At 70.2% G+C, this 23773-nt stretch carries 26 protein-coding genes and 2 pseudogenes; 15 read left to right on the forward strand and 13 right to left on the reverse strand.

The window, feature by feature from the left end:
- Nucleotides 1–319: 319 nt before the first annotated feature.
- From N553_RS24090 to N553_RS0104045, 3 genes are all read left to right on the forward strand, one after another.
- Nucleotides 320–1138, forward strand: coding sequence for a DUF2599 domain-containing protein (locus tag N553_RS24090; protein WP_051639806.1), 819 nt, complete (start codon nucleotides 320–322; stop codon nucleotides 1136–1138).
- A gap of 17 nt (nucleotides 1139–1155) precedes the next feature.
- Nucleotides 1156–1395, forward strand: coding sequence for a hypothetical protein (locus N553_RS0104040; RefSeq protein WP_156043686.1), 240 nt, complete (start codon nucleotides 1156–1158; stop codon nucleotides 1393–1395).
- A gap of 445 nt (nucleotides 1396–1840) precedes the next feature.
- Nucleotides 1841–2326: a hypothetical protein gene (locus tag N553_RS0104045; protein WP_028045474.1), complete on the forward strand. Its 486-nt coding sequence runs from the start codon at nucleotides 1841–1843 to the stop codon at nucleotides 2324–2326.
- 80 nt (nucleotides 2327–2406) lie between these two features.
- Here the strand turns inward: N553_RS0104045 and N553_RS0104050 are convergent, their stop codons facing one another.
- Together N553_RS0104050 and N553_RS25290 are read right to left on the reverse strand one after the other, a co-directional pair.
- Complete coding sequence (locus N553_RS0104050; RefSeq protein ID WP_028045475.1) at nucleotides 2407–2616, reverse strand: hypothetical protein; 210 nt, start codon at nucleotides 2614–2616, stop codon at nucleotides 2407–2409.
- Between the two features lie 425 nt (nucleotides 2617–3041).
- The gene (locus tag N553_RS25290) at nucleotides 3042–3314 is read right to left on the reverse strand and encodes a hypothetical protein (RefSeq protein WP_197029903.1); all 273 of its coding nucleotides are present in this window, start codon (nucleotides 3312–3314) and stop codon (nucleotides 3042–3044) included.
- A 570-nt stretch (nucleotides 3315–3884) separates the two neighbouring features.
- Between N553_RS25290 and N553_RS20975 the strand changes: the two genes are divergently transcribed.
- The 3 genes from N553_RS20975 to N553_RS20980 all read left to right on the forward strand — a co-directional run bounded on the left by N553_RS20975 (nucleotide 3885) and on the right by N553_RS20980 (nucleotide 5456).
- Complete coding sequence (locus N553_RS20975; RefSeq protein ID WP_051639807.1) at nucleotides 3885–4730, forward strand: CPBP family intramembrane glutamic endopeptidase; 846 nt, start codon at nucleotides 3885–3887, stop codon at nucleotides 4728–4730.
- A gap of 166 nt (nucleotides 4731–4896) precedes the next feature.
- Nucleotides 4897–5046 (forward strand): hypothetical protein, encoded by a 150-nt coding sequence (locus tag N553_RS24950; protein WP_156043687.1) that lies wholly within the window; start codon nucleotides 4897–4899, stop codon nucleotides 5044–5046.
- An 86-nt stretch (nucleotides 5047–5132) separates the two neighbouring features.
- Entirely contained in the window at nucleotides 5133–5456 is a 324-nt protein-coding gene (locus N553_RS20980; RefSeq protein ID WP_034620595.1) for a hypothetical protein, read from the forward strand.
- A 9-nt stretch (nucleotides 5457–5465) separates the two neighbouring features.
- Here N553_RS20980 and N553_RS24955 read toward each other — a convergent pair.
- From N553_RS24955 to N553_RS25895, 4 genes and pseudogenes are all read right to left on the reverse strand, one after another.
- Nucleotides 5466–6369 (reverse strand): IS5 family transposase gene (locus tag N553_RS24955; protein WP_369796667.1). Its coding sequence is split into 2 segments (ribosomal slippage): nucleotides 5466–6005 and nucleotides 6007–6369, totalling 903 coding nucleotides; the frame shifts between segments, so codons are not numbered across the junction.
- Between the two features lie 47 nt (nucleotides 6370–6416).
- Nucleotides 6417–7019 carry a hypothetical protein gene (locus N553_RS24095; protein WP_156043688.1) on the reverse strand — a complete coding sequence of 201 codons (603 nt, stop codon included), beginning with the start codon at nucleotides 7017–7019 and terminating at the stop codon, nucleotides 6417–6419.
- A gap of 91 nt (nucleotides 7020–7110) precedes the next feature.
- Nucleotides 7111–7305 (reverse strand): annotated as a pseudogene (locus tag N553_RS24610) (putative zinc-binding metallopeptidase); the annotation flags it as partial.
- 94 nt (nucleotides 7306–7399) lie between these two features.
- Nucleotides 7400–7444, reverse strand: a pseudogene (locus tag N553_RS25895) (hypothetical protein); the annotation flags it as partial.
- 693 nt (nucleotides 7445–8137) lie between these two features.
- Here N553_RS25895 and N553_RS0104100 point away from each other — a divergent pair.
- Nucleotides 8138–8536, forward strand: coding sequence for an MmcQ/YjbR family DNA-binding protein (locus N553_RS0104100; RefSeq protein ID WP_028045479.1), 399 nt, complete (start codon nucleotides 8138–8140; stop codon nucleotides 8534–8536).
- Nucleotides 8537–9026: 490 nt separating this feature from the next.
- Here the strand turns inward: N553_RS0104100 and N553_RS0104105 are convergent, their stop codons facing one another.
- Nucleotides 9027–9656, reverse strand: coding sequence for a hypothetical protein (locus N553_RS0104105; protein ID WP_028045480.1), 630 nt, complete (start codon nucleotides 9654–9656; stop codon nucleotides 9027–9029).
- Between the two features lie 490 nt (nucleotides 9657–10146).
- On the opposite strand from N553_RS0104105, the gene N553_RS20995 reads away from it, so the two are divergent.
- Both N553_RS20995 and N553_RS0104120 read left to right on the forward strand, forming a co-directional pair.
- Nucleotides 10147–10821 (forward strand): ABC transporter ATP-binding protein, encoded by a 675-nt coding sequence (locus N553_RS20995; RefSeq protein WP_051639808.1) that lies wholly within the window; start codon nucleotides 10147–10149, stop codon nucleotides 10819–10821.
- Nucleotides 10821–11507 (forward strand): hypothetical protein, encoded by a 687-nt coding sequence (locus N553_RS0104120; RefSeq protein WP_028045481.1) that lies wholly within the window; start codon nucleotides 10821–10823, stop codon nucleotides 11505–11507. Before N553_RS20995 ends, N553_RS0104120 begins: the two co-directional genes overlap by 1 nt.
- 550 nt (nucleotides 11508–12057) lie before the next feature.
- Here N553_RS0104120 and N553_RS0104125 read toward each other — a convergent pair.
- A complete protein-coding gene (locus N553_RS0104125) occupies nucleotides 12058–12471 on the reverse strand; it encodes a helix-turn-helix domain-containing protein (RefSeq protein ID WP_081844348.1) in 414 nt (137 codons plus the stop codon).
- 79 nt (nucleotides 12472–12550) lie between these two features.
- On the opposite strand from N553_RS0104125, the gene N553_RS0104130 reads away from it, so the two are divergent.
- Both N553_RS0104130 and N553_RS0104140 read left to right on the forward strand, forming a co-directional pair.
- Entirely contained in the window at nucleotides 12551–13444 is an 894-nt protein-coding gene (locus N553_RS0104130; protein ID WP_369796668.1) for an NmrA family NAD(P)-binding protein, read from the forward strand.
- Between the two features lie 291 nt (nucleotides 13445–13735).
- Entirely contained in the window at nucleotides 13736–14425 is a 690-nt protein-coding gene (locus tag N553_RS0104140) for an NADPH-dependent F420 reductase (RefSeq protein ID WP_028045484.1), read from the forward strand.
- Between the two features lie 16 nt (nucleotides 14426–14441).
- Here N553_RS0104140 and N553_RS21000 read toward each other — a convergent pair whose 3' ends face one another.
- A complete protein-coding gene (locus N553_RS21000) occupies nucleotides 14442–16262 on the reverse strand; it encodes a sensor histidine kinase (RefSeq protein WP_051639809.1) in 1821 nt (606 codons plus the stop codon).
- A complete protein-coding gene (locus N553_RS0104150) occupies nucleotides 16259–16921 on the reverse strand; it encodes a response regulator transcription factor (protein ID WP_028045485.1) in 663 nt (220 codons plus the stop codon). The genes N553_RS21000 and N553_RS0104150 overlap by 4 nt, the downstream gene beginning before the upstream one ends.
- A gap of 166 nt (nucleotides 16922–17087) precedes the next feature.
- Between N553_RS0104150 and N553_RS0104155 the strand changes: the two genes are divergently transcribed.
- Nucleotides 17088–17495 (forward strand): hypothetical protein, encoded by a 408-nt coding sequence (locus N553_RS0104155; protein ID WP_156043689.1) that lies wholly within the window; start codon nucleotides 17088–17090, stop codon nucleotides 17493–17495.
- A gap of 132 nt (nucleotides 17496–17627) precedes the next feature.
- On the opposite strand, the gene N553_RS0104160 is transcribed toward N553_RS0104155, so the two are convergent.
- Entirely contained in the window at nucleotides 17628–17783 is a 156-nt protein-coding gene (locus N553_RS0104160) for a hypothetical protein (RefSeq protein ID WP_156043690.1), read from the reverse strand.
- A gap of 1018 nt (nucleotides 17784–18801) precedes the next feature.
- Here N553_RS0104160 and N553_RS24100 point away from each other — a divergent pair.
- Nucleotides 18802–19824, forward strand: a complete 1023-nt coding sequence (locus N553_RS24100; RefSeq protein ID WP_051639810.1) for a GNAT family N-acetyltransferase — start codon at nucleotides 18802–18804, stop codon at nucleotides 19822–19824.
- 229 nt (nucleotides 19825–20053) lie between these two features.
- Here the strand turns inward: N553_RS24100 and N553_RS0104175 are convergent, their stop codons facing one another.
- Together N553_RS0104175 and N553_RS21010 are read right to left on the reverse strand one after the other, a co-directional pair.
- A complete protein-coding gene (locus N553_RS0104175) occupies nucleotides 20054–20884 on the reverse strand; it encodes a deiodinase-like protein (RefSeq protein ID WP_028045488.1) in 831 nt (276 codons plus the stop codon).
- Between the two features lie 78 nt (nucleotides 20885–20962).
- Nucleotides 20963–21556 (reverse strand): TetR/AcrR family transcriptional regulator, encoded by a 594-nt coding sequence (locus N553_RS21010; RefSeq protein WP_051639811.1) that lies wholly within the window; start codon nucleotides 21554–21556, stop codon nucleotides 20963–20965.
- 241 nt (nucleotides 21557–21797) lie between these two features.
- Between N553_RS21010 and N553_RS0104185 the strand changes: the two genes are divergently transcribed.
- Together N553_RS0104185 and N553_RS0104190 are read left to right on the forward strand one after the other, a co-directional pair.
- The gene (locus N553_RS0104185; RefSeq protein ID WP_028045489.1) at nucleotides 21798–22307 is read left to right on the forward strand and encodes a hypothetical protein; all 510 of its coding nucleotides are present in this window, start codon (nucleotides 21798–21800) and stop codon (nucleotides 22305–22307) included.
- Between the two features lie 170 nt (nucleotides 22308–22477).
- A complete protein-coding gene (locus tag N553_RS0104190) occupies nucleotides 22478–23710 on the forward strand; it encodes an acyl-CoA thioesterase/BAAT N-terminal domain-containing protein (protein ID WP_034620602.1) in 1233 nt (410 codons plus the stop codon).
- Nucleotides 23711–23773: the final 63 nt, after the last annotated feature.

The following is a 23773-nucleotide window of genomic DNA, read 5'->3' on the forward strand; positions in this document are numbered from 1 at the left end:
GGCCAGCGAGGGCTGCAGCCACGCCCACTTGCATCTCGAAGCACGGACAGCGCCCCGGCCGTACGGCGCGCCCAAGGCAAGGTGTGCCGCCATTTCCCCTGAAAGAGGACATCCATACGTCGATCTGCGGTCCCCGCTGCAATTCCCTTCTCCCTTCTCCCTTCTCCCTTCTCCCTTCTCCCTTCTCCCTTCTCCCTTCTCCCTTCTCCCTTCTCCCTTCTCCCTTCTCCTCACGACCGCGCTGGCGTCCGGCGCGCAGGCGGACGCGACCGATGCGACCGACTCAGTCGCCGAAGCCGTCGCCGCCGTCGCGCCCGTCGTGGCCGACGTCGTCGTCCCGCATGCCGAAGGCACAGCGCTCGAGGCCACGTCCGCCCACGTCGACATCTCGGTGCCGGTGGAACCCGAGGCCCTGATCACGCTCGACGACGACTCTGTCGGCAGCTCGCCGATCGGTATCGCACTACCCGACGAGCTCGAGGTCTCGGCCGGTCTGGTCGCCGATGACGGAACCGTCGTCTACTCCGACGCCGACGGTGGCACGGAAGCCGCCGCCCAGATCCTCGAGGACGGGTCCGTGCGGATCCAGACGGTGATCCCGGACGCCACCGCGAGCCACGAGTACACCTACGAGCTCGACGTCCCCGTCGGCTCGTCCCTGACCGCGCAACCGGACGGAAGCGTCGAGGTGAGCGGCCCGGACGGTGCGTTCCTTGCCGGGATCGTCGCCCCGTGGGCGAAGGACGCGAACGGGAATGACCTACCGACGTCGTACCGGGTCGAGGGCACCTCGGTCGTGCAGGTCGTCGACTTCGATGCCACGACGGCATTCCCCGTCGTAGCGGACTCGTGGTTGTTCGTCGACCTGATCTCGAAGGTGACGCGCGTGAACACCACGTTAGGCGTGTCGTACCAGGTCGCCCCCACGGCCTACGGCCGCGTCGCGCCCGAGGCGGCTCTCTGGGCGACCTGGACGGAGGCCGTCAGCAAGGGTGTGCCGAACCGGCAGAACCTGCAGGAGCAGCTCATCTGCCACCCCATGACCTACGTTGCTCGGATCAAGTCCACCTGGAACGTGGATACCTGGCGCCCGACCGTGGGCCTCGCGCGGACCATCGCAGCGAAGTGCAACCCGTAGCCGTGGAGGAGACAACCGTGCCCGCACCTTCCCGAACTCGCCTGTTGCGAGCCACCGCAGTGCTGGTCGGGCTCGGCGGCCTCCTGCTCGTGATCCTCGCTGCCGTCGAGGGCTACCAGACCGGCGTGAGCGCCGACGAGCAGGGGACCGTCGGGCAGATCACGGCTCTCGAGGTCGGCAGTGTGCTGGTCGGTGGCGCGCTCGTCGTCGTTGCGATCATCCAGCTCGTGGCCCTTCGGGCGCCCGAGCACCGCTGAGCACGCGCCTCGGGGACCGCATCGTTCGTCGGTGCGGTCCCCGGGGGTCGGGGGCTCAGCGGACGTCGACGCCTTCGGCGACCCTGGGCACCGCTTTCCCACCGTCTCGTATCGGGTCGCTCACCTCGAAGACCTCGGCCTGCCCGACCACACGGCCGTCGGAATCTTGGCCTGTAGACCAGTTGAGACAAGTCGTTCCAGCTGCAGGCCACGGCGTCGCCCGCCGGACAAGTCTGATGAGTTCCTACAGCGTCCACAGCCCACACCGCAGCAGCCGGGCGGCGCGGGAGTTGTGGTCTGTTCCTCCCGTCACCGGATCAGGGCGTCGTCGGCAGCTTGGTGGGTCATTGCCAGCGTGATCCGGGAGACGCCTTCCGGCAGGCCGGATGTGAAGGTGCCGGCGGATCAGCCGGTGATGCGAGGTGCGCGACGCCATGATGAGGGCGTGACTGAGACTGCCCCGACGTTCGACACCCTCAGCCTCGAGGCCCGCCGTGATCTTCCGCCCCAGGTTGAGGCAGCAGTTCAGGAGGCCGGCCGATGTGTCGTCGTGTCGGCGTCCAGCGCGGAACGCATCATGGCGTACCTCGTTGCGGCGCCCGAGCACCGCTGGGTGGAGGTGTTCGAGCTCGGGGACCCGTCGACCGGGTGGGACGGCCCGACGGTCGCCCTCGCCAGGCGCTACCGCTTCCTCGCCGACCGCGTCTTCCACGACCGCACGAGCTACTTCAGCGAGGACGAAGACGACCCCGGTGTCATCACGGACTCCATCATCTATTCGGAGCCCCACCGGGGTACGCGCCGGATCGCGACGACCGCCCGAGGTGTGGTGATGGAACACGTCTCCGAGAACAGCGACACTTCTCAGCAGTACGCGCCGAAGCCGGGCGCGGGTGACTGGGCGTTCTTCCTGACCTTTGGACGGGACTGACGCGGGTCGGCCTCGGGCCTGCCGAACCTTGCGCGAACCGCCCGCGGGACGGGTCGGATGAGTTCCTACATGGGCCTAGGTCAGTAGCGCTGCGCGGGTGCTCGACGGGCGTCTCCCGGTTCGCCCCGCTGATCCCGCTGTCGCTCGACCCGCCGGCGCATCTGGGTTTCGATCCGGTCTGAGGACGGTGCGACGAGGCTGCCCCAGCCGTGTTCCGGTGCCAGCTCTACGGCCAGGTCGCACACCATGTCCTTGAACATCGCGTTGGCGGCGGCGTACATGGAGAGCATCTGGCGAAGTTCCCAGACCTGCGAGAGCGGTTCGGGAGCGGGATCCCCCGCAGAGCGCGCTGGGCATCTCGGTTCTGGGGAACCGCCGGCTCCCTGGACGGCCCCCGCGAGCCGAGCCGAGCCCCACCTGGCAGCGCGAGGCACGTAGTCCCGGAGTTCGCCGCTGGGGCGCCAGCGCCGGGTGAACGCTGCTCACCGGGCCCGTTGCGAGGATTTGGACAACTTCGTGAGACGAGCGCGGTCTCACCTACTTGTCCGATCGCAGGTCACCGCGCTGCGCGATGGACAACTCTGATGAGTTCCTACAGGAGCTCACATGGAATGGGCGTCGTCTCACCCCCGTGTCGAACCGCAGGTCGAGCGTCGCGACCGAGACCTTCCTCAGCTCAGCTCGGCGCCGGACAGGTTCTCGACCGCGCTGGGGGTCATCCCCTCGAAGCGAACCCGATTCCGAATGGGTCTGCCATCTCGAGGCTCGACTCAGCGAATCGCAGCATCCAGCTCCCGTCGGCCCAGATCACAGCCACGGGCTGGGCGAACAGCACCCCGGACGCATCCAGCGCCGAGAGCTCGGAGGACTGCAGACCGAACCGTGGTTCACGCAGCCGCTGTCGCAGGTAGTCGTCAGCGAGCTCGGCAAGCTCGCCGAACCGGGACACGATGGTTCCGGCGAGCTCGAGCAGCACCGGTCCCGGCATTGCCGCCGGCTCCATGAGAAAGGCTCACTACCTGGGTGTCATCGACATCCTCGGCATCCAGGGCCCAGGTCCAGCAGGCAAACGAATCATCCGAATCGACGCGCGAAAACGTCGTCCCGTCGATCACCACACGCTCCGGAAGGTCGGCCACGAGCGCAGTCAATCACCGTGCGTCAGCTGCCGGGCTGACGATTCGGAAGACTAGGTGAGACGCGGACCTTCTCACCTAGTTGTGCCGCCGCAGGTCAGAGCGTCGGGCCGCGGACAAGTTCGATGAGTTCCTACAACTTCTGTGGGTTCGCGTTGGGCCTGTCCGATTCGCGGTTGCGTGTCCGCGCCCTGTCCGGTGTCGCGATTGCGTGTCCGCGCACGCCGCAGTACATCGGCGCACACGCGGAGCCGCCCTCCCGCTCGGGTCAGCCGCGGCACCGGTCTCGCAGGTCCCCGAGTGCCTCTGGCGCGCCACTTCGATCCGAACGTCGTCCGGATCGAAGTGGCGCAGCCGCTCCAGGCCCCCGTCACAGCGGTAGGTTGCCGCCGTTGATAGACGAGTCGGTGGAGGTCACGTAGATGGACCTAGTGGGGGCGCCCAAGGCAGCCGATCGTGCGCGCGCCCTGATCACCCGGTGGCCCATCCTCATTGCGGTTGTGCTGACCCTGGTCTGGCATGTCGTGCTGTTCGCGCTGGCCGAAGCGCTAGCTCCTTTGCAACCGCACTGGTTTCCAGACCTCGGGTACACGCTGATCAATCTTGGTGCTGCAGCAGTTCCGGTCGGGCTGATTCTCTGGCTCGGCTGGACCCGTTCAGCAGCACTGATCTGGCGGCGTCCGGACCGGTCCTGGTGGCTTTTGACGCCGCTGGCGCTGGAGGCGGTCAGCTACTCGCTCGACGGCGTGGTGGGCACCGCCCGCGAGCTGCTCAGCACCGCCATCCTCTGCATCGCGATCGGGATCTCCGAGGAATCGCTCAGCCGCGGTCTGGTACAACGGGTCCTGGCTGTGCTCGGCCCGGCTCGGGCGGCAGTGGGGGTGGGCGTGCTCTTCGGAGCGGGCCACACGCTCAGCGGTATCTGGTTCTCGCGGCCCATGGGCGACACAATTTTCATCACCATCAATGCAGCGGCCTTCGGCTTCGCCTGCGCCGCGCTGCGTTGGCATCTACGGACGATCTGGCCACTGGCCGCAGTGCACGCTCTGGGCGACTTCTTCCAGCTTGTCAGCCCTGGCAACCTGCCGTTCGCTGTCCGTGTCGTGTATCTCTTGGGCTTTGCCGGCTACGGATGGTGGTTGCTCAAGCGACTACACGAAGGTGCGACCGGGATCACCTCAGCGATGGACGTCGGCACGGGAAGCCTGGCGGACCCGCCACCGGACGATCGCGAGGCGCACTTCACCACCCGCCAGCCACTGGAGTGAGGTCCAGCGGCGAGGCTCGCGGATGCACAACGGTCGCCCTGACTTGCCGGCCCTGAGGATCCGGACAAGTTCGTGAGACGCGGGCGGCCTCCGCGACCGGTCCGATGCCCGGTCAGAGCGGTGCTCTCCGGACAGATCCGCTGAGTCCCTACAACTACGCGGTGAAGTGTGGGATCGCGTTGAGTACGCCGACGCGGTCGGCACGCTGCGGTCCGAGGGCTGGCCGGCGGACTCCGAGCCCACCCTCATGACCGACGTCCCGACGACCGCCCGCATCGCCGCCGACGCGCTCGCCCTCGTCAAGGTCCTCCCGTAGCGACGCGCGGCGCGACCGCTGGGGCCAGAGCGACTCCCCCGACACCGCTAGGACATGTCTCCTAACCGACGTGGAACGATCAGCGGGTGGCGGTCCTGGAGCTATCTGAGCGGTGGTGGGGTCTCGGCGACGGAATGGATCCGTTGGCGGTAGCGAAGCGCGCGGCCGTTGGCGTCGAACTGAGCAAGGAGATCGCGCCGGGGCATCTTCTGCACGGACGGATCGACCGGATCGAGGCGTCTTTCGAGGCTAGCGACGACGTGATCGTTCGGCTGTCGGATGGGACCTTCGCGCTCGTGCATCCGACGTGGTCCGGGCGGCAGGAGTCACCCTCGTTCCCGACTTCGAGGCTGCTGGGTGAGGCGGAGGCCGCGTCTGTCGCGATCCTCGAGTGGGAGCAGGACTGGTAGTGCGTCGCGTCAGCTGCGCAGCCAGACGACGATCGCGGCCAGGACCGCGCCGGCACGGTAGACGGTCGCGTGCTTGTCGTAGCGGGTGGCTAAGCCGCGCCACTGCTTGAGCAGATTGAAGGATCGCTCAACGACATTGCGCCGCTTGTAGGTCTCGCGATCGAGCTTGGGTGGTCGCCCGCCCTTGCCGCCGCGACGTTTCCGGTTGGCCTGCTGGTCGGACGGCTCAGGGATCACCACCGCGATCCCGCGTCGGCGCAGCATCGACCGATTACCCCGCGAGGAGTACGCCTTGTCTCCGAGCACCGCGTCTGGCGTCGTCCGCGGGCGGCCCGCGCCGAGGCGCGGGACCCAGATGTCCTCGAGCACGAGTCCCAATGCGCGCCCATCGTGGGACTGCCCCGGGGTCACCACGACGGCCAGCGGCCGCCCGCGCCCGTCGACGGCATGGTGGATCTTGCTCGTCAGCCCGCCACGGGACCGGCCGATGCCGTGACCAGCAGGTTCACCGACACTGGTCCCGGGCTTCTTGTGATTCGACGTTGCCCCCGGTGTCCTGCTCGGGGCGGGTGGTGTTCGTCGCATGCTGGTGGGCGCGGTTGATCGTGGAGTCCACCGACACAGTCCAGTCGATCTGACCTGCCGCGTCGGCCTCGGCCAGGAGTTGGGCCAGCACGCGGTCCCAGGTCCCGTCGTCCGCGAACTTCTTGTGCCGCTTCCAGACGGTCTGCCACGGCCCGAACGCCTCACGAGGCAGGTCCCGCCATGGGATCCCGGTCCGGTACCGGTAGGCGATGCCCTCGACCACCGTGCGGTGGTCCCCGAACGGGCGGCCGACCTTGCCTGTGTTCGACGGCAGCAGCGGCTCGATCCGCTCCCACTGCTCGTCCGTCAGGACCTGAAAGCGAGTCACGGCTGCGAGTCTGCCGACCGCACCACCTCGGAGTTGGGAGACACGCCCTAGACGGAGATCGCCTCGTAGTACGACCGGAACTCCCGCGGAAGGTCGCGACCACAGATCAGGTCCTTGTCAGGATCGACGTTGCGCCCGAAGTGATGGCACAGGAAGAGTCGCTCGATGGTCTCCGGGTACACGCCCAGGGTGTCCAGCTCGTACGCGTCGATCTCGTCATGATGCGGCCCACGGAGGTAGGGCCCCACCGCCATCGCCCCGGGTGCCCCCGACGTCCCGATGTCCTTGACGACGACGCGCACCCCCTCCTCGCCCAGGGTCATGACGGTCATCTCGTCGGCGCTGCCCTGCCAGATCGTCAGAGCCTGGCTCCCTGGACCGACCTGCAACCAACGCGTCGGCGGGTCGATCGCTGGGGCGGTCGCCGGGGCGATCTCTCGGTGGACGGCGATGTCGCTGGATCTGAGCAGCTGCCGCGTCACGCCTCGGTAGAAGAGGACCGGCGTCGCCTCGAGGACGGCGTCGCCCCACTCGTCGTTCGCGCCGAAGCAGTCGAAGAAGACGAGGTACGGGGGCAGGAGCATCTGGGCCAGGCAGTAGAGGTCGTCGCGGATCTTGATGCTGACCACCGCGTTCTCTTTCCATCTCACGCGAGACACGTGCCTCCCTCCCTCAGACGAGCCGAGCCGACGCTCGCCCGCGGTGGCGCCGGCACGGTCCTCGCCCGGCGGTCCGACTCCGTCAGCCGAGCGGCCGCTCGACCCGCGACCCGGTGACCACCCGGTGCACGAAGTCGAGCTTGCGTGCCACGGGTGCGGCGATCGTGAACGGGTAGAGGTCGCTCTTGCCCATCGCGCGGTTGACCCGGTTGAGGAACGTCGAGACCGGCAGCCAGTCCGCGAGGACCTCCGCCATCGTCGCGTCCGCGTAGTTGCTGCGGGCTGACCTCGCCGTCGACGACCTCCGGCACGGCCTCCATCCGGACCGTGAGAGCCCCGGCCGCCGCCGTCTGCAGCGTGCCGGTCAGGTGCAGGTAGTGCGCGAAGCACTCCGCGACGTCCTCCCACGGGTGCATGGTGGCGTACTCGGAGATGAAGCTCTCCGCCCAGTCCCGCGGCGCACCGGACTCGATGAAGACGACGTTCCGGCAGCGGGGGCAACGAAAGAGGCGCACGGGCCGAAACTAGAGCACAGCGCGCGTCGCCGGGCCCACGCCGAGCCGTGCCACCTCCGCGAGGTCGTCCGGGAGGTCCACGTCCCGACGGAGGGTGGACGTCGGGCGGACCGCCATCGGGACGTGCCCCGCCCGCTCGTGCGCCGCCGCCGACCCGGACCCCGACCCCGACGCGACCCCTTGGACAAATAGGTGAGACAACACCGCTCTCGCCTAGTTGTCCGGCCGCAGGTCAGGACCTCGGAACTCGGACAACTCCGACGAGTTCCTACCGGAGCTGCTCTGGGGCCAAGGCCTTTGTAAGGCACGCCAGATCCCCCCCGGTAAGACGCGCGAATCCCTCGGCAAGATGCCCAGACCGCTCGGTAGGCAATCCCGCAGGTGCCCCTGACCCTCGGGAAGATCGCTCGGAAGGACCCGTCGATCGCTGAGGAAGACGCGTGGCGCAGCCCTGGGGTTGTTGAACATGCGGGACACAGGTCCTCCGAGCTGGGCCCGATAGTTCCGATGACGTCGGCGCGGTCCCGCCAACCCCGGAGACTCTGATGTGCTGATGTCCTACCCGGCGGGGAGGATGGGCGCGGGAAGGTACAGATGAGCGACATCGCGGACGTTCCACCCGCCGTTGTCGGCCGGCTCCGGGCGATCTGCAGGGAACTGCCCGAGGCGTACGCGGAGCCGGCGTGGATCGGCCTGCGGTGGCGGATTCGCCGGCGGACGTTCCTGCACGTCTACACCACCGACGAGAGGCGGTCGGCGTACATCGATCTGGATGGTCCGGCCATCTTGATGACCTTCCGGGCGCCGCCCGGGGAGTTGGCCGCGCTGGCGCATGCCGGCCCTCCGTTCTTCCGGGCCGACTGGGGTGAGAATGTCGTGGGACTGGTGCTGGACGACGAGACGGACTGGGTCGAGGTTGCCGAGCTGGTAACGGACAGCTATCGCGTGCAGGCGCCCCGCAGCCTCGCGTTCCGGCTGAAGGCAGGTGGATGAACCGCCGGCTCGTCCCAGTGGAACTCACCGGCGTGATCGGTCGGCCACGTGCTGCAACTCGCAGTCGCCGTCAGGAGAACAGCTGGACCTGGCGTTCGACGCCACTTGGTGGCTGGGCCAGATCAGCGAGACGGGCTCGGGCATCACGAGGTGCCGGGCTGAGGATTCGGACAACTAGGTGAGACGCGCGCCGGCTCGCCTATGTGTCATACGGCAGGTCAGGCCGTTGAGCGTCGGACAACAAGTTCGATGAGTTCCTCCAGGAGCTCGCCCCGCGACGGAGGACGGCACGAGGGCTCGCGACCCGCCCGCTACGGCAGAGCACGGCGATCTGCCCGACGCACGCCGACGGGCCTGCCACGGACGGGCGCCGTGCGCTCGACCGTGGCAGGCGGCGAGCACCCCTCTGCGCCTCACCGCCGCCATGCCTCGCTGCGACCGATCGACGCAATGCGCAACCAAGTGGAGGGTACGGGTGAGGAACGCGGCGTCAGTCGAAGGCAGCGACGAGCCGCACGTCGTCGGGGCCGTACCTCGCGGCGAGCGCTCGCATCACCGCGAGGACGTGGCCCCACGGCGTCCCCGGGCCCAGGTAGGTCCCGAGCGTCATCGGGGTGAACGTCCAGGTCCTGCCGTGCCGAGTCCAGTCCACCGGCCCGTCGAGGACCCGTGCGGCGAGGTCCGCTGGCGGCTCGCAGTGCGCCAGGTCCTCGGGCGTCCATCCCGCGCGCACGAGCTCGACGCGGTGCGAGCACCCGGACTGGGTCCCCGTGACCCAGGCGACGAACGGGCCGAACGGCCCGTCGAGGTCGAGGACCGCGAGCTCGGACCACGCGACCCACGACGCGGCGAGCTCGCCGGTGGCGAGGCCGGGCCCCAGCTCGCCGCGGACCGCCGACGACACGTCGTCCGGCAGCCCCCTCCCCTCGGCGACCGGGGTGAAGCCGTACGTGTTGCGCGCCCCGAACAGGAACGCGAACGCCGGGTACGCCCCGGCGGGCCCCCCGCCCGTGAGCAGCGGCCACAGGTCGACCGCCCGCACCCACGACTCACCGTCGTAGAAGTCGGTGTCATGGTGCGGGTGACGGAACTCGATGCCGCCGTAGATGTCGGTGACCACCCGGCAGAGTCTCGCATCGAGCTCGTCCGTGTCGCGTGAGCCAGGCCCCTGCGTGCCCGGCGTGCGCTCACGTGCCCGAGGCTCGCGGCCCGCGGCCCGCGGACGGTGACCGAGTTCATCGAGGCGATCGGTTATGACGCCTACGACGTCGGCCCGCTGTCAGAGGGCTGGCGTTTCCAGCGCGACACCGCGGCCCCCCGTCTCACCTAGTTGTCCCACCGCAGGTCAGAGCGTCGGGTTCACGACAGCTCCGCTGAGTTCCTACACCGGCTCGCTGCTGTGGTTCACGTGGCGGTCGCTGCGCCTGATCACCAGGCCGGCCTGTGGAGTCCGTCGTAGCGTGAAGGGCTGAGGAGTGCACTCCCCAGCGCGGGTCAAGCACGGCACGGCGGCACCCGACAAGCAGACGGCACCGGTGGTTGCTTGTCGGTGCGGGAGTGTGGCGGGAGCGACAGGCGACCTCCGGGCGGCACCGGGCTAGGGTCGCCACATGGCTGCCGACGACGCCGTCCACCGTTCCGTGCCCGCACCAGCGTCATCGCCGACCGTCCCCTCGCCCAAGGTCGGCGGCCTCGAGGTCCGCTCCGTGACCAAGTCATACGGGCGGCGCCGCGTCCTGACGGACATCTCGTTCCACGTCCCCGCCGGACGGTCGCTGGCCGTCGTGGGAGCGAACGGCTGCGGCAAGTCGACCCTCTTGAAGGTCTGCGCCGGCCTCCTCTCGCCCGACCGCGGCACGGTCCGCGTGCACGGCCGCCTCGGGTACTGCCCGCAGGAGATGGGGCTCGACGGGTTCCTCACCTCTGAGGACCACCTCGCCTGGTTCGGCCGCGGACGCGGGCTGTCCCGCCGGGCCGCGGTCGCCGAGGGCAGCCGGGTCGCGGCGGCGCTCGACTGGTCTGTCCCCCGCCGGCAGCAGGTCCGGCACCTGTCGGGCGGCACCCGGCAGAAGCTCAACGTCACGACGACGATGCTCTCCGACCCGGGTGTGGTGCTGCTCGACGAGCCGTATCAGGGCTTCGACCACGGCAGCTACCTGGACTTCTGGGGCCTCGTCGACCAGTGGTGCGACGAGGGCCGCGCGGTCGTCATCGTCACGCACATGCTGCACGAGCTGAACCGCGTCCACGACGTGCTCGACCTGTCGGGGACGGAGGTCGACTGATGCGTGGCCTCGGCGTCACCGCCCAGATGACCATCCGTGACCTCCTCGGCCGTCGCACCGTCGTCCTGCTGCTCGTCCTCGTCCCGCTCGTCTTCTACGCCGCCCGCCGCGACGACTTCCAGGGGCAGGCCATTCGGTTCGCGAGCCTGGGTCTCGCGTGGGCAGTCAGCACCGTGGCGCTGTTCTCCACGAACAGCGTCCGCGCGCTCGAGCCGCGGCTCCGTCTCGCCGGGCACGGCAGCGTCGGGCTCTACCTGGGCAGGCTGACCTCCACCGTGGGCCTGGGCGCGTTCGTAGCCGCCCTGTATGCCGTACTCGTCACGCTCGACCAGGAGACCGTGAACCCCTGGTCCGCCGTGCTCGCGCTGGTCGCGTCCGGGACGATCGCCGCGGTCCTGGGGCTGCTCGTCGGCGCAGTCATCCCCCGCGAACTCGAGGGCATGCTCGTCCTCATCACGATCGTGGGCCTGCAGATGATCATCGACCCCACCAAAGCCGTCGCCGAGGCGCTCCCGCTGTGGTCCACTCGCGAGCTAGTCGGCCACGCAGTCGACGGTGTCGGGGACGTCGGCGCCGCGATCGTGCACTGGGTCGCGTACGGCGTCGGCATGGCCGTCGTCGCCCTCGCGATCACCGCGGTGCGGCTGCGCCGGCGACGGCACCTGGAGTACGTCGGCGCCGTGTGAGCACCGCACCGCAGCCCTGGCACCGCGTCGCCCGGCAGGGTGGCAGCCGGGGCCGTGACCGCACGCCTGGCCTCCGTCGTCGATACCAACACCGGCGCCGGCGACGCTCCCGGATGCACGAGGTCGCCCCGTCTTGCTGGCCCTGAGATTCGGCCAACTCCGTGAGACCCGAGCCGCCTCACTGTCTTGTCCGATGCTTGGTCAGAGCAGTGCGCTGCGGACAGATCTGCCGAGTTCCTGCACCCGCCTGCCCGCCTGGGTCCTTCGAGGCGCTCGAGGTAGTCCGCACCGACGCGGGGATGCCGACCACGGGGTTCTGCGCGCTGCTCGGTATCCCGGAACGCTCGTATCGGCATTGGCAGGCCGAGCCTCGGGGCACCCACCAGGGGCCCGTGGCCGGCATCCGCGCGCCGGGCCTACCGGCAGGTCGTGTCGGCGATCGCCGCGGAGCACCCGGCGTAGGGCACCGCACGATCTGGGCGATCTCGACCGGCACCCACGCCGGCACGGGCCATCCTGCTGCAGACGCTGGGCACGCTGGCTCTGATGTTCAACGCGGTCTCGTGGCCCGCTCCTGGTATTGCTTGCGGGCGGTGAGGACGTCCTCGATGTGCTGCACCGACCAGTCCGTGAGGGCTTTCAGTGGGCTTCGCAGCGTCTGGCCGAGCGGCGTCAGCTGGTACTCCACACGGATTGGCGCGTCTGGGTACACCGTGCGCAGGACCATTCCGTCGCGTTCGAGCATCCGCAGGGTCTGGGTGAGCATCTTCTCGCTCACTCCCGAGAGCTGGTCCCGCAGCTGGGTGAACCGGCACGCTCCGTGGCGGCCGAGCTCGCCGATCACGAGCACCGCCCATTTGCTGCCGATCTGGTCGAGCACGTCACGTGAGGGGCAGCCCTGCACGTAGGGGTCCCGCGCCGGTGTGGGCTCGATCACATCATGAATGGTTGCCACGAGCGTCACCTCGAAACTTACGTCGCGGTGGCCACCTTACCGCGAAGTTGGTTCTTACCGAAAGAGAGTGACCAGGTCAGCATGGCTCTTGTGCTGCGGGACGTCCGCTGCAGAAAGAGGGATTGACATGTCGATCGTTGTCACCGCGGCCTCCTCACATCTGGGCCGGCTTACTGTCGAAGCGCTTCTGGCCCGGGGAGTGCCGGCTTCCGGCATCGTCGCGACCAGCCGCGATGTCCGCATGATCAAGGACCTCGCCGACCGCGGTGTCGTGGTGCGCCGGGCCGACTTCGCGGAGCCGGACGGCCTCCCCGCGGCGTTCGAAGGCGTGGAGAAGCTGTTGTTGATATCGACCACGGATGTGGACCAGCGCGTCGCCAACCACCGCCGCGCCATCAAGGCCGCGGTGGAGGCGGGCGCGTCGCTGGTCGCGTACACGAGCATGCTGCACGCGGACACGGCCACCTCGGTCCTCGGCGTCACCCACTACGCCACCGAGCAGGACCTGCGCGACCGTGTCCCCAACGTGCTGCTGCGCAACGGCTGGTACCTGGAGAACTACACCGCCCAGCTCCCGCAGCTGCTGCGCGCCGGAGCCCTGGCCGGGGCGACCGGACAGGGAAGGATCAGCGCCGCGACCCGCGCCGACTATGCCGACGCCGCCGCGGCCGTGCTCACCACCGACGGACACGCCGGGCAGGCGTACGAGCTGGGCGGCGACGGGGCGTTCACGCTGGCCGAACTGGCTGCGACGATCTCCGACGTCTCCGGCCGGCAGATCGCCAACATCGACCTGCCGGCCGACGGGTTCACCCAGGTGCTGACTGAAGCCGGCCTGCCCGCCGAACTGGCCAACGTCCTCGTCGACGCCGACCTCGCCATGGGCCGCGGTGAGTTGTTCACCGACTCAGGTGACCTGCGGCGCCTGATCGGACGCCCGACCGTGACCCCGGCCGAAGCGATCACCGCCGCACTCAGCTGACCGGCCTTCCCGAGGATGACGGGTCTCACCTACTTGTCCAGGTGCAGATCAGAGCGCTGGCCTACGGACGCCTGGTGGTGGAGAACCTCGTCGAGGGCATCGACTCGTCGGGGCCGTACTAGGTGGGACGTAGGTCCTCTCCGCCGCCTGTCCCGCCGCAGGTCCGGTCGTCAGGCTCCGGACAGGTTCACAAGTTCCTCCACCACGTCGAATCCCACCTGGTTGGCCCCACGCCGTGGCCGACGCTGGTCCGCTTCGGAATAGCCGCGGCGGTGTACGCGCTAGTCGGACGTGGCGACCATCGGACTCATCGGCAGTGGACACATCGGCAGCACGGTTGCGCGACTCGCGGTCGACGCAGGCTATGACGTCGTTCTGAGCAACAGCCGTGGACCAGAGACCCTCACGGACCTCGTCGAGCAGCTTGGTCCCCGGGCGCGCGCGGCCACTCCGGCCGACGCTGCCGTGGCCGGCGACATCGTCGTGGTGACTGTCCCCCTCGGGGCCTACCGCCAAGTTCCCGCCGAGCCGCTGCGGGGCAAGGTGGTCATCGACACCAACAACTACTACCCCGACCGGGACGGTCACATCGCGGAGCTCGATGACGAGTCGACGACCACCAGCGAGCTGCTCCAGGCACACCTGCAGGAGTCGCATGTCGTCAAGGCGTTCAACAACATCATCGCGAGCCATCTGGGCACGCTGCACCGCCGGGCGGGCGACCCAGAGCGGTCTGTCCTGGCGATTGCCGGCGACGATGACGCGGCCAAGCGGACGGTGACCGAGTTCATCGAGGCGATCGGGTATGACACCTACGACGTCGGCCCGCTGTCAGAGGGCTGGCGTTTCCAGCGCGACACCGCGGCTTACACCACGCCGTACGCCGTTCCCGGGACCGCCTACCCGTGGCCCGGTCGTCAGCTGACCGCGCATGGGCTGAAGGAGAAGTTGGACGCTGCCGTCCGTTATCGCGACCTGTGACGCGTCGCGCGATGTGTCATGAAGACGTGAGCGGGATCTCCACTCGCACGGTGCCGTCGCTCACGTCGAACGTCCCGCCGAGCAGCTCGGCACGCTCGCGCATGGACGACAGACCCACCCCGGGCACCCAGGGCTCCGGGTTCGGCCCGTGGTCGTCGACGTTGACGAGCAGCCGTCCGTCGAGTGCCCCGATCGAGACGTCGGCGACCGGCGATCCGGCGTGCCGGGCCACGTTGGTGAGGGCCTCCGTGACGATCCGGTAGACGGCGACCTCGGTCGCGGCCGTCAGCGTCGGCAGAGGCGTGACGTCGAGGTGCACCTCCAGGCGGGCACCCGAGGCCGTGAACAGGTGGGTGCTGTGCTGTTGCAGCGCCGGGACCAGCCCGACCTGGTCGAGCACCGGCGGCCGCAGGCCGTCGACGAGGCGCCGGATGTCGTCGATCGCCGCGGCGACGTCCGACCGCAGGGCGACGAGCAGCGCCTCGGCCTCGTGGGGGTCGGAGTGCACGAGGTTGCGGGCGGCGTCCGAGGCGTACGCGACGCCGGTGAGCGTGGGGCCGAGCCCGTCGTGCAGGTCGTGCTGGAGGCGTCGGCGGTCGTCCTCGACCGCGGTCACGACGCGCTCGCGCGACTCGCGCAGTGCGGTGGCCAGGGCGCGAGCGTGCACCGCCTGGGCGAGGGCCGGCACGACCATGCGCAGCACCGCGCGGTCCTGAGCGGCCGGACCCGTCTCACCCGGCCGCAGGCCGATGTCGAGGCTGGCGACCGCCTGGTCTCCCACGTTCAGCGGCAGCCGGTACGTGCCCTCGGGTGGTGCGGTACCGGACCGGGCGATCGGACCGCTCTCGTCGGACAACGCGGCATACGGCAGCCAGAGCACCTCGCGCAGGCCGCGGAGCGCGACGACCGGGTCGTCCGAGTGGGAGAGCTCCTCCGCGAACCGGGAGGCGGCCGACACGGGGTCGGCCCGCTCGCCCAGCATGAGCCGGTCGGAGACGTCGTCAAGGACGCGCCGCAAGGGCGCGAACAGGACGGCGCACACCACGGCCACGCCCCCCAGAGCACCGATCGTCGCCTGCCGTCCCGTGACGAGCTGGAAGCCTGCCGCCACGCCGTAGAAGATCGCCCCCGTCACCAGCACCGTCATGGCGTACGACGCCGTGCGGACGAGCACCGTCCGCACGGGCCAGGTCGCAGGGCCGTACAGACCGACGACGGCCGACGCCGGTGCCACGATCAGGGCGCCCGTCTGCAGGATCATCCCGGGACCGTCGCTGTTGTCGAAGGCCAGGCTCAGGAGCACGACCAGGGCCGTGCCGAGCCCCAAGGCGAACCACAGGACGCTCACGCGCTCCTCGAGCGGTCCGCGCTCGATCCGCCACCAGAGCACGACCATGACGACGAACGGCACGGTCAGCAGGGCGGTCTGGACGAACCACGGGCTGGTTCCGCTGCTGGCGCCGACCAGCCCCAACGCGGCCAGCACCGGGAGCGCGCCGACGCCGACCGGCCGGAGCGGGCCGTTCGGGAAGCACACGGTGGCGGCCGGCAGAAGCGTCACGACGGTCAGGATCGAGAGCGCGTCGGCCACGGCGACCGGGAGGAACAACCCGGCGCCGATCAGTGCACAGACGGCCGCGCAGACGCCCGTGGCGACGCTCAGGGCGCCGAACACGCGGGCGGATCGCAGGCAGATCACCCCGGCCGCGCTCCAGCCGACAGCGATGGCGGCGGCCGCCGCGCGCTGGTCCCTGGGCCACGACCCGTCGGCGACCAGCAGGCTCAAGCACGCGGCGAGGACGAGCAGGCCCAGCAGCACGACGCCGAGACGCCTCATGTGCGGCCCAGCCCGCCCTGGCGCGCCCGCACGATCGCCTCGGCCCGGCTGGCCACCGCGAGCTTGGCGAAGATCGACGAGATGTGGTTGCCGACCGTCTTGGGCGACAGGTGCAGCTGGGCGGCGATGGTCGCGTTCGACGATCCGCGCGCGATCAGGTCGAGCACCTCGCGCTCGCGGGCGGTCAGCTCCGGGAAGACGACGCCCGGCGCCTGCGGTGTCGACGACAGGTAGCCGAGCACCCGTCGCGCGACACCGGGCCCGAAGATCGCCTGGCCGGAGACGACCGCCCGGAGGGCGTGCGCGATGTCGTCCTGGTCGGCGCCCTTCAGCAGGTAGCCGCGGGCGCCCGCCTGCATGGCCGCGAAGACCGTGTCGTCGTCGTCGTGCATGGTCAGGACGAGGACGGCCACGTCGGGGACCGCAGCGACGATGCGACGCGTCGCCTCAAGCCCGTCCACCCCGGGCATCGCGATGTCCATGATCACCGCGTCGGGGCGCAGCAGCTGGGTCTCGCGCACCGCGGAGGCGCCGTCCGCCGCCTCGCCCACCACCTCCAAGCCGTCGATCGACGTGATCAGGGCCGCGAGCCCGCGCCGGACCACCGGATGGTCGTCGGCGATGACCACCCGGATCGGGCCGGTGGCGGTATCGAGCATGCCGCCATGATCCTGCGTCGACCCTGTTCAGGAGTAGGGCTGCGCCCCCACGACAATCGGGCGGTCTCCCCGCGAGGATGTGGGTATCGCCGGATCCAGCCGGGAGCAGACCGGCGGGAGCGTGTGGCTGTCGCGCTCGCCGAGCGCACCGTCCTCAGGAGAGATCATGACTGCCACCGCTGTTCCCCGGGCCGCCGCGGCCCCCCTGTTGATGCGCAACAGGATCGGCCTGGTGATCCTCGGGCTGCTCGGGCTCGTGGACATGTCCGCCTTCGCCTTCCCGATGGACGACGACGCCAAGGCCGGCCCACCGACGGGCATCCTCGTGCTCGACACGATCCTCGGCATCGCCACCGTGGCGTTCGTCGTCGTCGCACTCCGGACGCGCAGCCGTGGGGCGATCCGCATCGTCGCCGGTCTGCGGATCGTGTCGGTGCTGTCGGCGGTGCCGGCGTTCTTCGCGCCCGTTCCCCCTGCGCTCGTCACCGCGGCGGCGCTGGACGTCGTCGTCACCTTCGTCGGCATCGTGCTCGCATTGACGCCGCCTCGCCGGGCGCACCCGGTGCTCGACTGACACGGGGACCCCTCTCGCCTCAGGCGCCCCCGCGACCCCGCTGCTCGCGCGCAGCAAGGTCGGGCTGGTCATCCTGGGCCTCCTCGGCGTCAACGACGCGACGCGCTTCTTCGGCCCGACTCCGGCTCCCGGTCAGCCGGGGCCACCGGACCGCTGCGCGAGCGGCACCGTCCAGTCGAGCAGCACGGGCTCGACCGGACGGCGCGCCGACGGGTGGCGAGCGGCATAGTCCTTCAGCACCGGGGCGCCGTCCGCTTCCGGCAGGACCGTCGCGCCACCGAACGCCACGCCCCGTCGTCCGGCCGCGGTGCTCGAGCAGATCCGGCCGCCCCGTCGTTGGCCGAGCATCCGTCGTCGGCGACGACCATCCGGATCGGGCCGGTGCCGGATCGAGCTTGCCGCCACGATCCTGCGTCCACCCTGGTCACGAGTAGGGCTGCACCCCCACGCCAATCGGGCGATCTCCCCGCAAGGATGTGGGCGTCGCCGGATCCGGCCGGGTGCAGACCGGCGGGAGCGTCGGCTCATGACAACACACCCGCACGTCAGGAGCTTGATCGTCTTCGACGGTGAGCCCGAAACCCCGCCGCGGCACGGACCCGGACCCGGACCCGGACCCGGACCCGGACCCGCCGATAGTGCCCGCTCGTACCGGGGCGCGAGCGCGATCGTCCTGGTGGCCGCACTGACGGTTGCGGTGGCGCTCACAGCCCACCTGCCGTCCGAGGCGGCCGGTCCGGCACCGGCGCTTCAGGAGACACACATCGCGCGCCCGTGCCCGCCGCGTGGCTGGTGTTCGCTCCCGGCCGAGGTCGTCGCTCGTGAGGCACTCGGCCACTGGTGACCACGGCTGGGGGCAGACCGCGCATCGGCGGCTATCGGCACCTATGAATCCCGGCCTCTGGCACGGCCTGCGCGTTGGGCCCGACGTCCCTGCCGTTCCCGGAGCGTCGTGGCATGACCCCAGCGTGACCACGCTCCGCGACGACAGCCGCCGCGAAGCGCGCACACAGGCCTCGGGCTTGGGCTCGGCAACCGCGGACAAGTTGGATGAGTTCCTAGGACTGCGATGGCCTGCGGGTTCGCGTTGAGTGGATCCACCCGGTTCCGTGGCACGTGGCCATGTCCCACCCAGTACGGCACGGCGGAAGCCCTGGCACCGGGTCGGGGCCTTCGCCGTGCTGTGGACCGGGACGAGGACCCGCCACCCCGTGCCGTCGCGCCGCCGACCGCGCTTTGTCAGACTGGGCTCACGCCGGGCTCCGCGCCGCGGCGGAGGCAGCGCTCCCCAGGAATGGTGGGTCGGATGACCGTGAACGTCGAGGGTGACCTCGGCCCGGACCCCGGCGACGAGCCTGAGGTCGTCATCGCCCCGACACTCACGACCGAGCGGCTCGTGCTGCGCGCGTGGCTGGACGCGGACCGGGACGCCTTCGCAGCAATGAGCGCAGACCACCGCACCATGCGGTACCTGCCCGCCACCTGGTCCCGGCAGGAGAGCGACGCCTTCATCGATCGCGCCACCGAGGCCTTCGCGGCCGAGGGATTCGGGCCGTGGGCCGTCGAGGTCGCCGACGACGAGCGCCTCATCGGCTACGCCGCGCTCGAGCGCGTGAGCGAGGACCTACCGTTCGCGCCCGCGGTCGAGGTCACGTGGCGGCTGGCGGGCAACCAGCACGGCAAGGGGTACGAGACCGAGGCCGCCGTCGCGGTCATGAAGCACGGCTTCGAGGTGTGCAAGCTCGACGAGATCGTCGGGTTCTGCTCCGCCGGGCACGTGACCTCACGCCGCATCCTGCGCCGGATGCACCTGATCTACGACCCCGATGCCGACTTCGAGTTCGCGGACGAGAGCCGGCGCCTGCGGCACGTGCTCTACCGCGCGCGGCGCGGGAGGTGGCCCGGCCGCGTGATGAGCGAACAGGACTGGAACAAGGCAGTCATCGCCGAGTTCCGGGTCAGCAGGGGCAGGGTCGGCGACACCTACGAGTACGCCCGGCTCCTCCTGCTGACCTCCGTCGGGGCGCGGACCAAGAAGCGGTGGACCAACCCGGTGGAGTACCTGCCGGACGGCGAGAAGTTCGTCGTCTTCGCCACGGGCGGCGGCCCCAGCACCACGTTTCCCGGGTGGTACCACAACCTGAAAGCGCACCCGGAGGCCTCGATCGAGGTGGGCGACCTGACGTTCGGCGTCGTGGCCGAGGAGGTGACGGGCTCTCAGCGCGAGCGGCTCTACGACCGGCAGAGGGTCTTCGACCCCAGTTTCGTGCCGGTCAACGAGGCGACCAACCGCCCGGTCCCCGTCATGGTGCTCACACGGACGCGCTGACGGACCTGCCGGTTGCGACGAGAACTGCGGGAGTCGCTCCGGTAGCGCCAGGGCCGTCGCACGGCGAAGCGCCGCGGTCCCACCCGTGCCGTTGCGCGAAGCAGGACCGGCTGCGTCCGACTGCTACTCGGTAGCAATGGACGTCATCCCGCCTCGTCACGGCGTGATCGGACAGTTCCACCCGCCGCCGGCGCTGCGTGCCCGCGGTCCCTCGGGCTCGCGCGAGCACCTAGGTGGTGGCCGCGCCCCCGGCTAGGGCAAGCACGGACGCGAGCGCGGCGAGCGCGAGCATCGTGAGGCCCAACGCGGCCGTCGGTCCTCGCCGGTCCGTCGCCAGCCCGCGCAGGAGACCGGAGGCACGGCCCAGCACGGCCAGGGGCGGCGCGGCCTTCCAGACGTCACGCTCCGCCTTGCCGCCGGCGCGCCGCACCACGTCGGGCAGGTGCCCGACGGCCGTCAGCAGCGGGACGATCATCCTTCCTCGGCGGCTGCGCACGGAGTGTGTGCCGAGGGCGCCGTCGAGGCTCGCGCGGACCGCGGCGGTGTCGTTGGCCCAGTGCACGCGCGCGTCGATGGTCCCGTCGGGACGTACGAGGTAGGCCGAGTTCGGCTTCGGGCCGACCGCGCGGTGCAGCGTGCCGTCGATGTCGTCGACGGCGACCTCGAACGTCACGTGCAGGTCGTCACGCATCGACGCCGCGTGGGCCGACTTCTCCGCATACGTTCGGGGTTGCGGCAGGAGCTCACCGGGATGCGCCTCGCGGGTCTGGACCAGGACGAAGCGCACCCGGTCGCCGTAGTGCGTGTGCAGCTCGTTGAGCGGCGGCAGCGCGCTGCGCGTGACCGGGCAGGTCTGCGACCCGAAGACGAGGAGTACCGGCCTGTCACCGAGGTCGTCGCTGGCAAACCGGGCGCCGGAGAGCGTCGCCAGGTCGAAGGAGGGAATGCGGTCACCTGGTGCTGGATCCGTCGAGCGGTAGTGCATGTCGGCGACGATGTCCCTCGTCCGCAGGTCGTCGAACCGGTACTCGGACGACCCGTGCTCTGTCTGGGCGGTCATGGCGTTCCTCTCAATTCGGCTACTTGACCGAATGGTCAAGTGGTGGAGCGCGCGGGTGGTCGCATGGTCCGACCAGAGTCAGCGAGGTGCGGGGAGGAGCAGCCGCACGAGGGGCTGCAGCGCCTCGAGAACGCGCGGATCGCCGTCGGACTTGGCCAGGACGCTGAAGCCCTGGATGCAGGCCACCACGCTGCGCGCGGCAGCGGTCGGGTCCAGCATCGGGTCGACGTCGCCGCGAGCTTGACCGTCCCTGACGACGGAGGCGACGCGTTCGGTCCAGGCCGTCAGCACCTCGGCGACGCGGGCCCGCATCTCCGGGTCGTGTGCGGAGAGCTCTGCCGCGAGGTTGCCGAGCGGGCAGCCGGGCACGACACCGAGGCTCTGCTGCATGCTGCGCATCATCGACGAGTAGGCCGACAGGAATCGGTCGAGTCGATCGAGAGGTGGCGCCTCGGTGTCGAACGCCTCGTCGAGAAGGCTGCGCATGAGCATCCAGTTGCGCTCCAAGACCGCCAGCCCGAGAGCGTGCTTCGAGGGGAAGAAGTGGTACAGGCTGCCCTTGTTGACTCCCGCCGCCTTGCACACGTCCTCGACGCTGACGTCCGCGTAGGTAGACCCATGCACGAGATCGCGTGCCGTCGCGACCAGCCTCTCCCGGGTATCCGTTGGCATCCGTCGACGATACGAGCCTGTTGACCGATCGGTCAACTGGGCTCTCTATGACTCCGGCGCCGGCCCTGGGGCGCAGAGACCTCCTCGTCCGACTGCGACTGCGACTGGCGCAGTGACACCGTCGGAACTCGTCGGGGGCGGCTCTCGTCCAGGGCGCCCCAACCTTTCGTTTGATGTCTCGACCTGGGCGGCACGCGTAGCGTCGAACGATGACGCCTCGTGCCATCTCGAGCCGACGACCATGACCGACAGCGGCGCCCAGGGCACGCCTGCCGCCCGGACCGTTGGTGGGTTCGACCACGACGGCCGGCTCTGGGTGCTCACCCTCTGCGCGATCGTCGGCACCGCGATCGGCGCACTCCTGCCCCCGGTCGCGCGATGGGCCGCGGAACTGCCCTGGGCCCCATTCCAGGGGCCGCTGCGACTGCTCGGGTCGTTCGACGATCCGTGGTTGGGGTGGGGCCGTCCGGGCCTCGGGCTCGTTGCGGGCCTGACCTTCGGGGCATGGCTCATCGTCGACTCTGCAGTCCTGGAGATCGGCCCCGAGCGGATCAACGTCCGGCGGCGGGGGCAGGTCGAGCGAGTGATCGAACGCGACGTGGTCGCCTCTGTCCGCCCTCGCGGCTCCACGATCATCATCGAGACCGACCGCGGCCGGACGCTCTTCGCACGCGATGTCGAGGGCGACAAGGCCGTGGTCCGCAGCGCGTTCGTCGATCAGGGGTACCCGTGGGAGGGCCCCCGCGAGTAGTCCGGGCGCGCGTGGTCGCGCTCGAGGTCCGGCCACTCCTCTCACGGAGGTAGCCGCGACTGCGCCGACGGTCACGTGCCGAAGCCGCACAGCGGATCCCGCCGCGCCCACACTGTCCACTGATGGGGGATCCGTCACGGCCGGTGCCGGCGCTGGTGTTGGATGCGGTCATGTCGACCGCCCGCCGGACCCTGATCGGTGCGCTGCTGGCAGCGGCCACGCTCGTGCTCACGGCCTGCGGCGACGCGCAGCCCAGGATCGAGATGACACCGCCCGACGGCCCCTTCGCGCCAGTCGAGCTCCGCGTCACCGGCCTGCGGCCCGGTGCGGAGGTCACACTGACGGCGACGGCTCACGTCGATGACATGCGCTTCGAGTCCGCGGCCACCTTCGACGCCGACGTCGACGGGGTGGTCGACGTGTCCCGAACGGCGCCGACGAGCGGGTCGTGGTCGACCGCGGACTCGATGGGGCCGTTCTGGTCGATGACGGGTGTCAGCCGCCGTTCACCCTCGGTCTTCGACGAGCCTTACGACGTCGACCTCGCGGTCGTCGACGCGTCGGGCGATGTGCTCACCGACCTGACAGCAACACGGCCAGGGACGGCACCCGGTGTCGAGACACAGCCCGTCGCGGGGGTCGACTTCATCGGGGCGTACGCCCTTCCGGTGGGCCACGCGGGCTCGCCCCTGCCGGCAGCTCTGGTGCTGGGGGGTTCGGAGGGCGGTCTGGAGTCGGCCGCGATGACCGCGCGTTGGATCGCGGGCCTCGGCTACCCGGCGCTCGCCGTGTCGTACTTCGACGAGCCCGGTCAGCCGACGGAGCTCGAGAACGTCCCGGTCGACCCCGTCCTGGCCGCGCTCGAGTGGCTGCGCGCGCGCCCCGAGGTCGATACCGGCGCACTGTTCACCTTCGGCGTCTCCCGCGGTGGTGAGCTCGCGCTCTGGCTCGCGGCGGAGCACCCGGACCTTGTCGCCGGTTCCTTCGCACCGGTCGGGTCGGGCTACCTCGTCTGCGGCTACCCCGATCTCAGCGTTCCGGCGTGGACCCTCGGCGGGCAGCCGCTGAGCCCCGCGTGCGCCGGGGACATCGGCGCAGTGCCTCCGGCCGGCTCGCAGATCGACGTGGCCGCGATCACGGGTCCGGTGGTCCTGGCCTGCGGCGGCGACGATGCGGTCTGGCCGTCCTGCTTCTTCATGGACGACATCGTGACTCGACGCGGCGCGGCGACGACGGTTGCGGTGCCCGGCGAGGGCGCCAGCCACTACGTCGCGGTCCCGCCGGGGGTGCCCGGGCTGGATGCGGAGATCCCCGTCGACGTCCAGTCGGCGACGCACGCTGTGCGGACGGCCTTCTGGCGTGCCACGGCAGAGACACTCGCGGGGGCCGCCGAGCGGGACTAGCGCGTTTGCGGTGCAGAAGCTCAGCTCCATGCCCGCCCGCCCCCTCGCGAGCAACGCGAGTCT

It is taken from the genome of Cellulomonas sp. URHE0023 (assembly GCF_000688475.1).
In the GTDB taxonomy this organism is placed as follows: domain Bacteria; phylum Actinomycetota; class Actinomycetes; order Actinomycetales; family Cellulomonadaceae; genus Cellulomonas.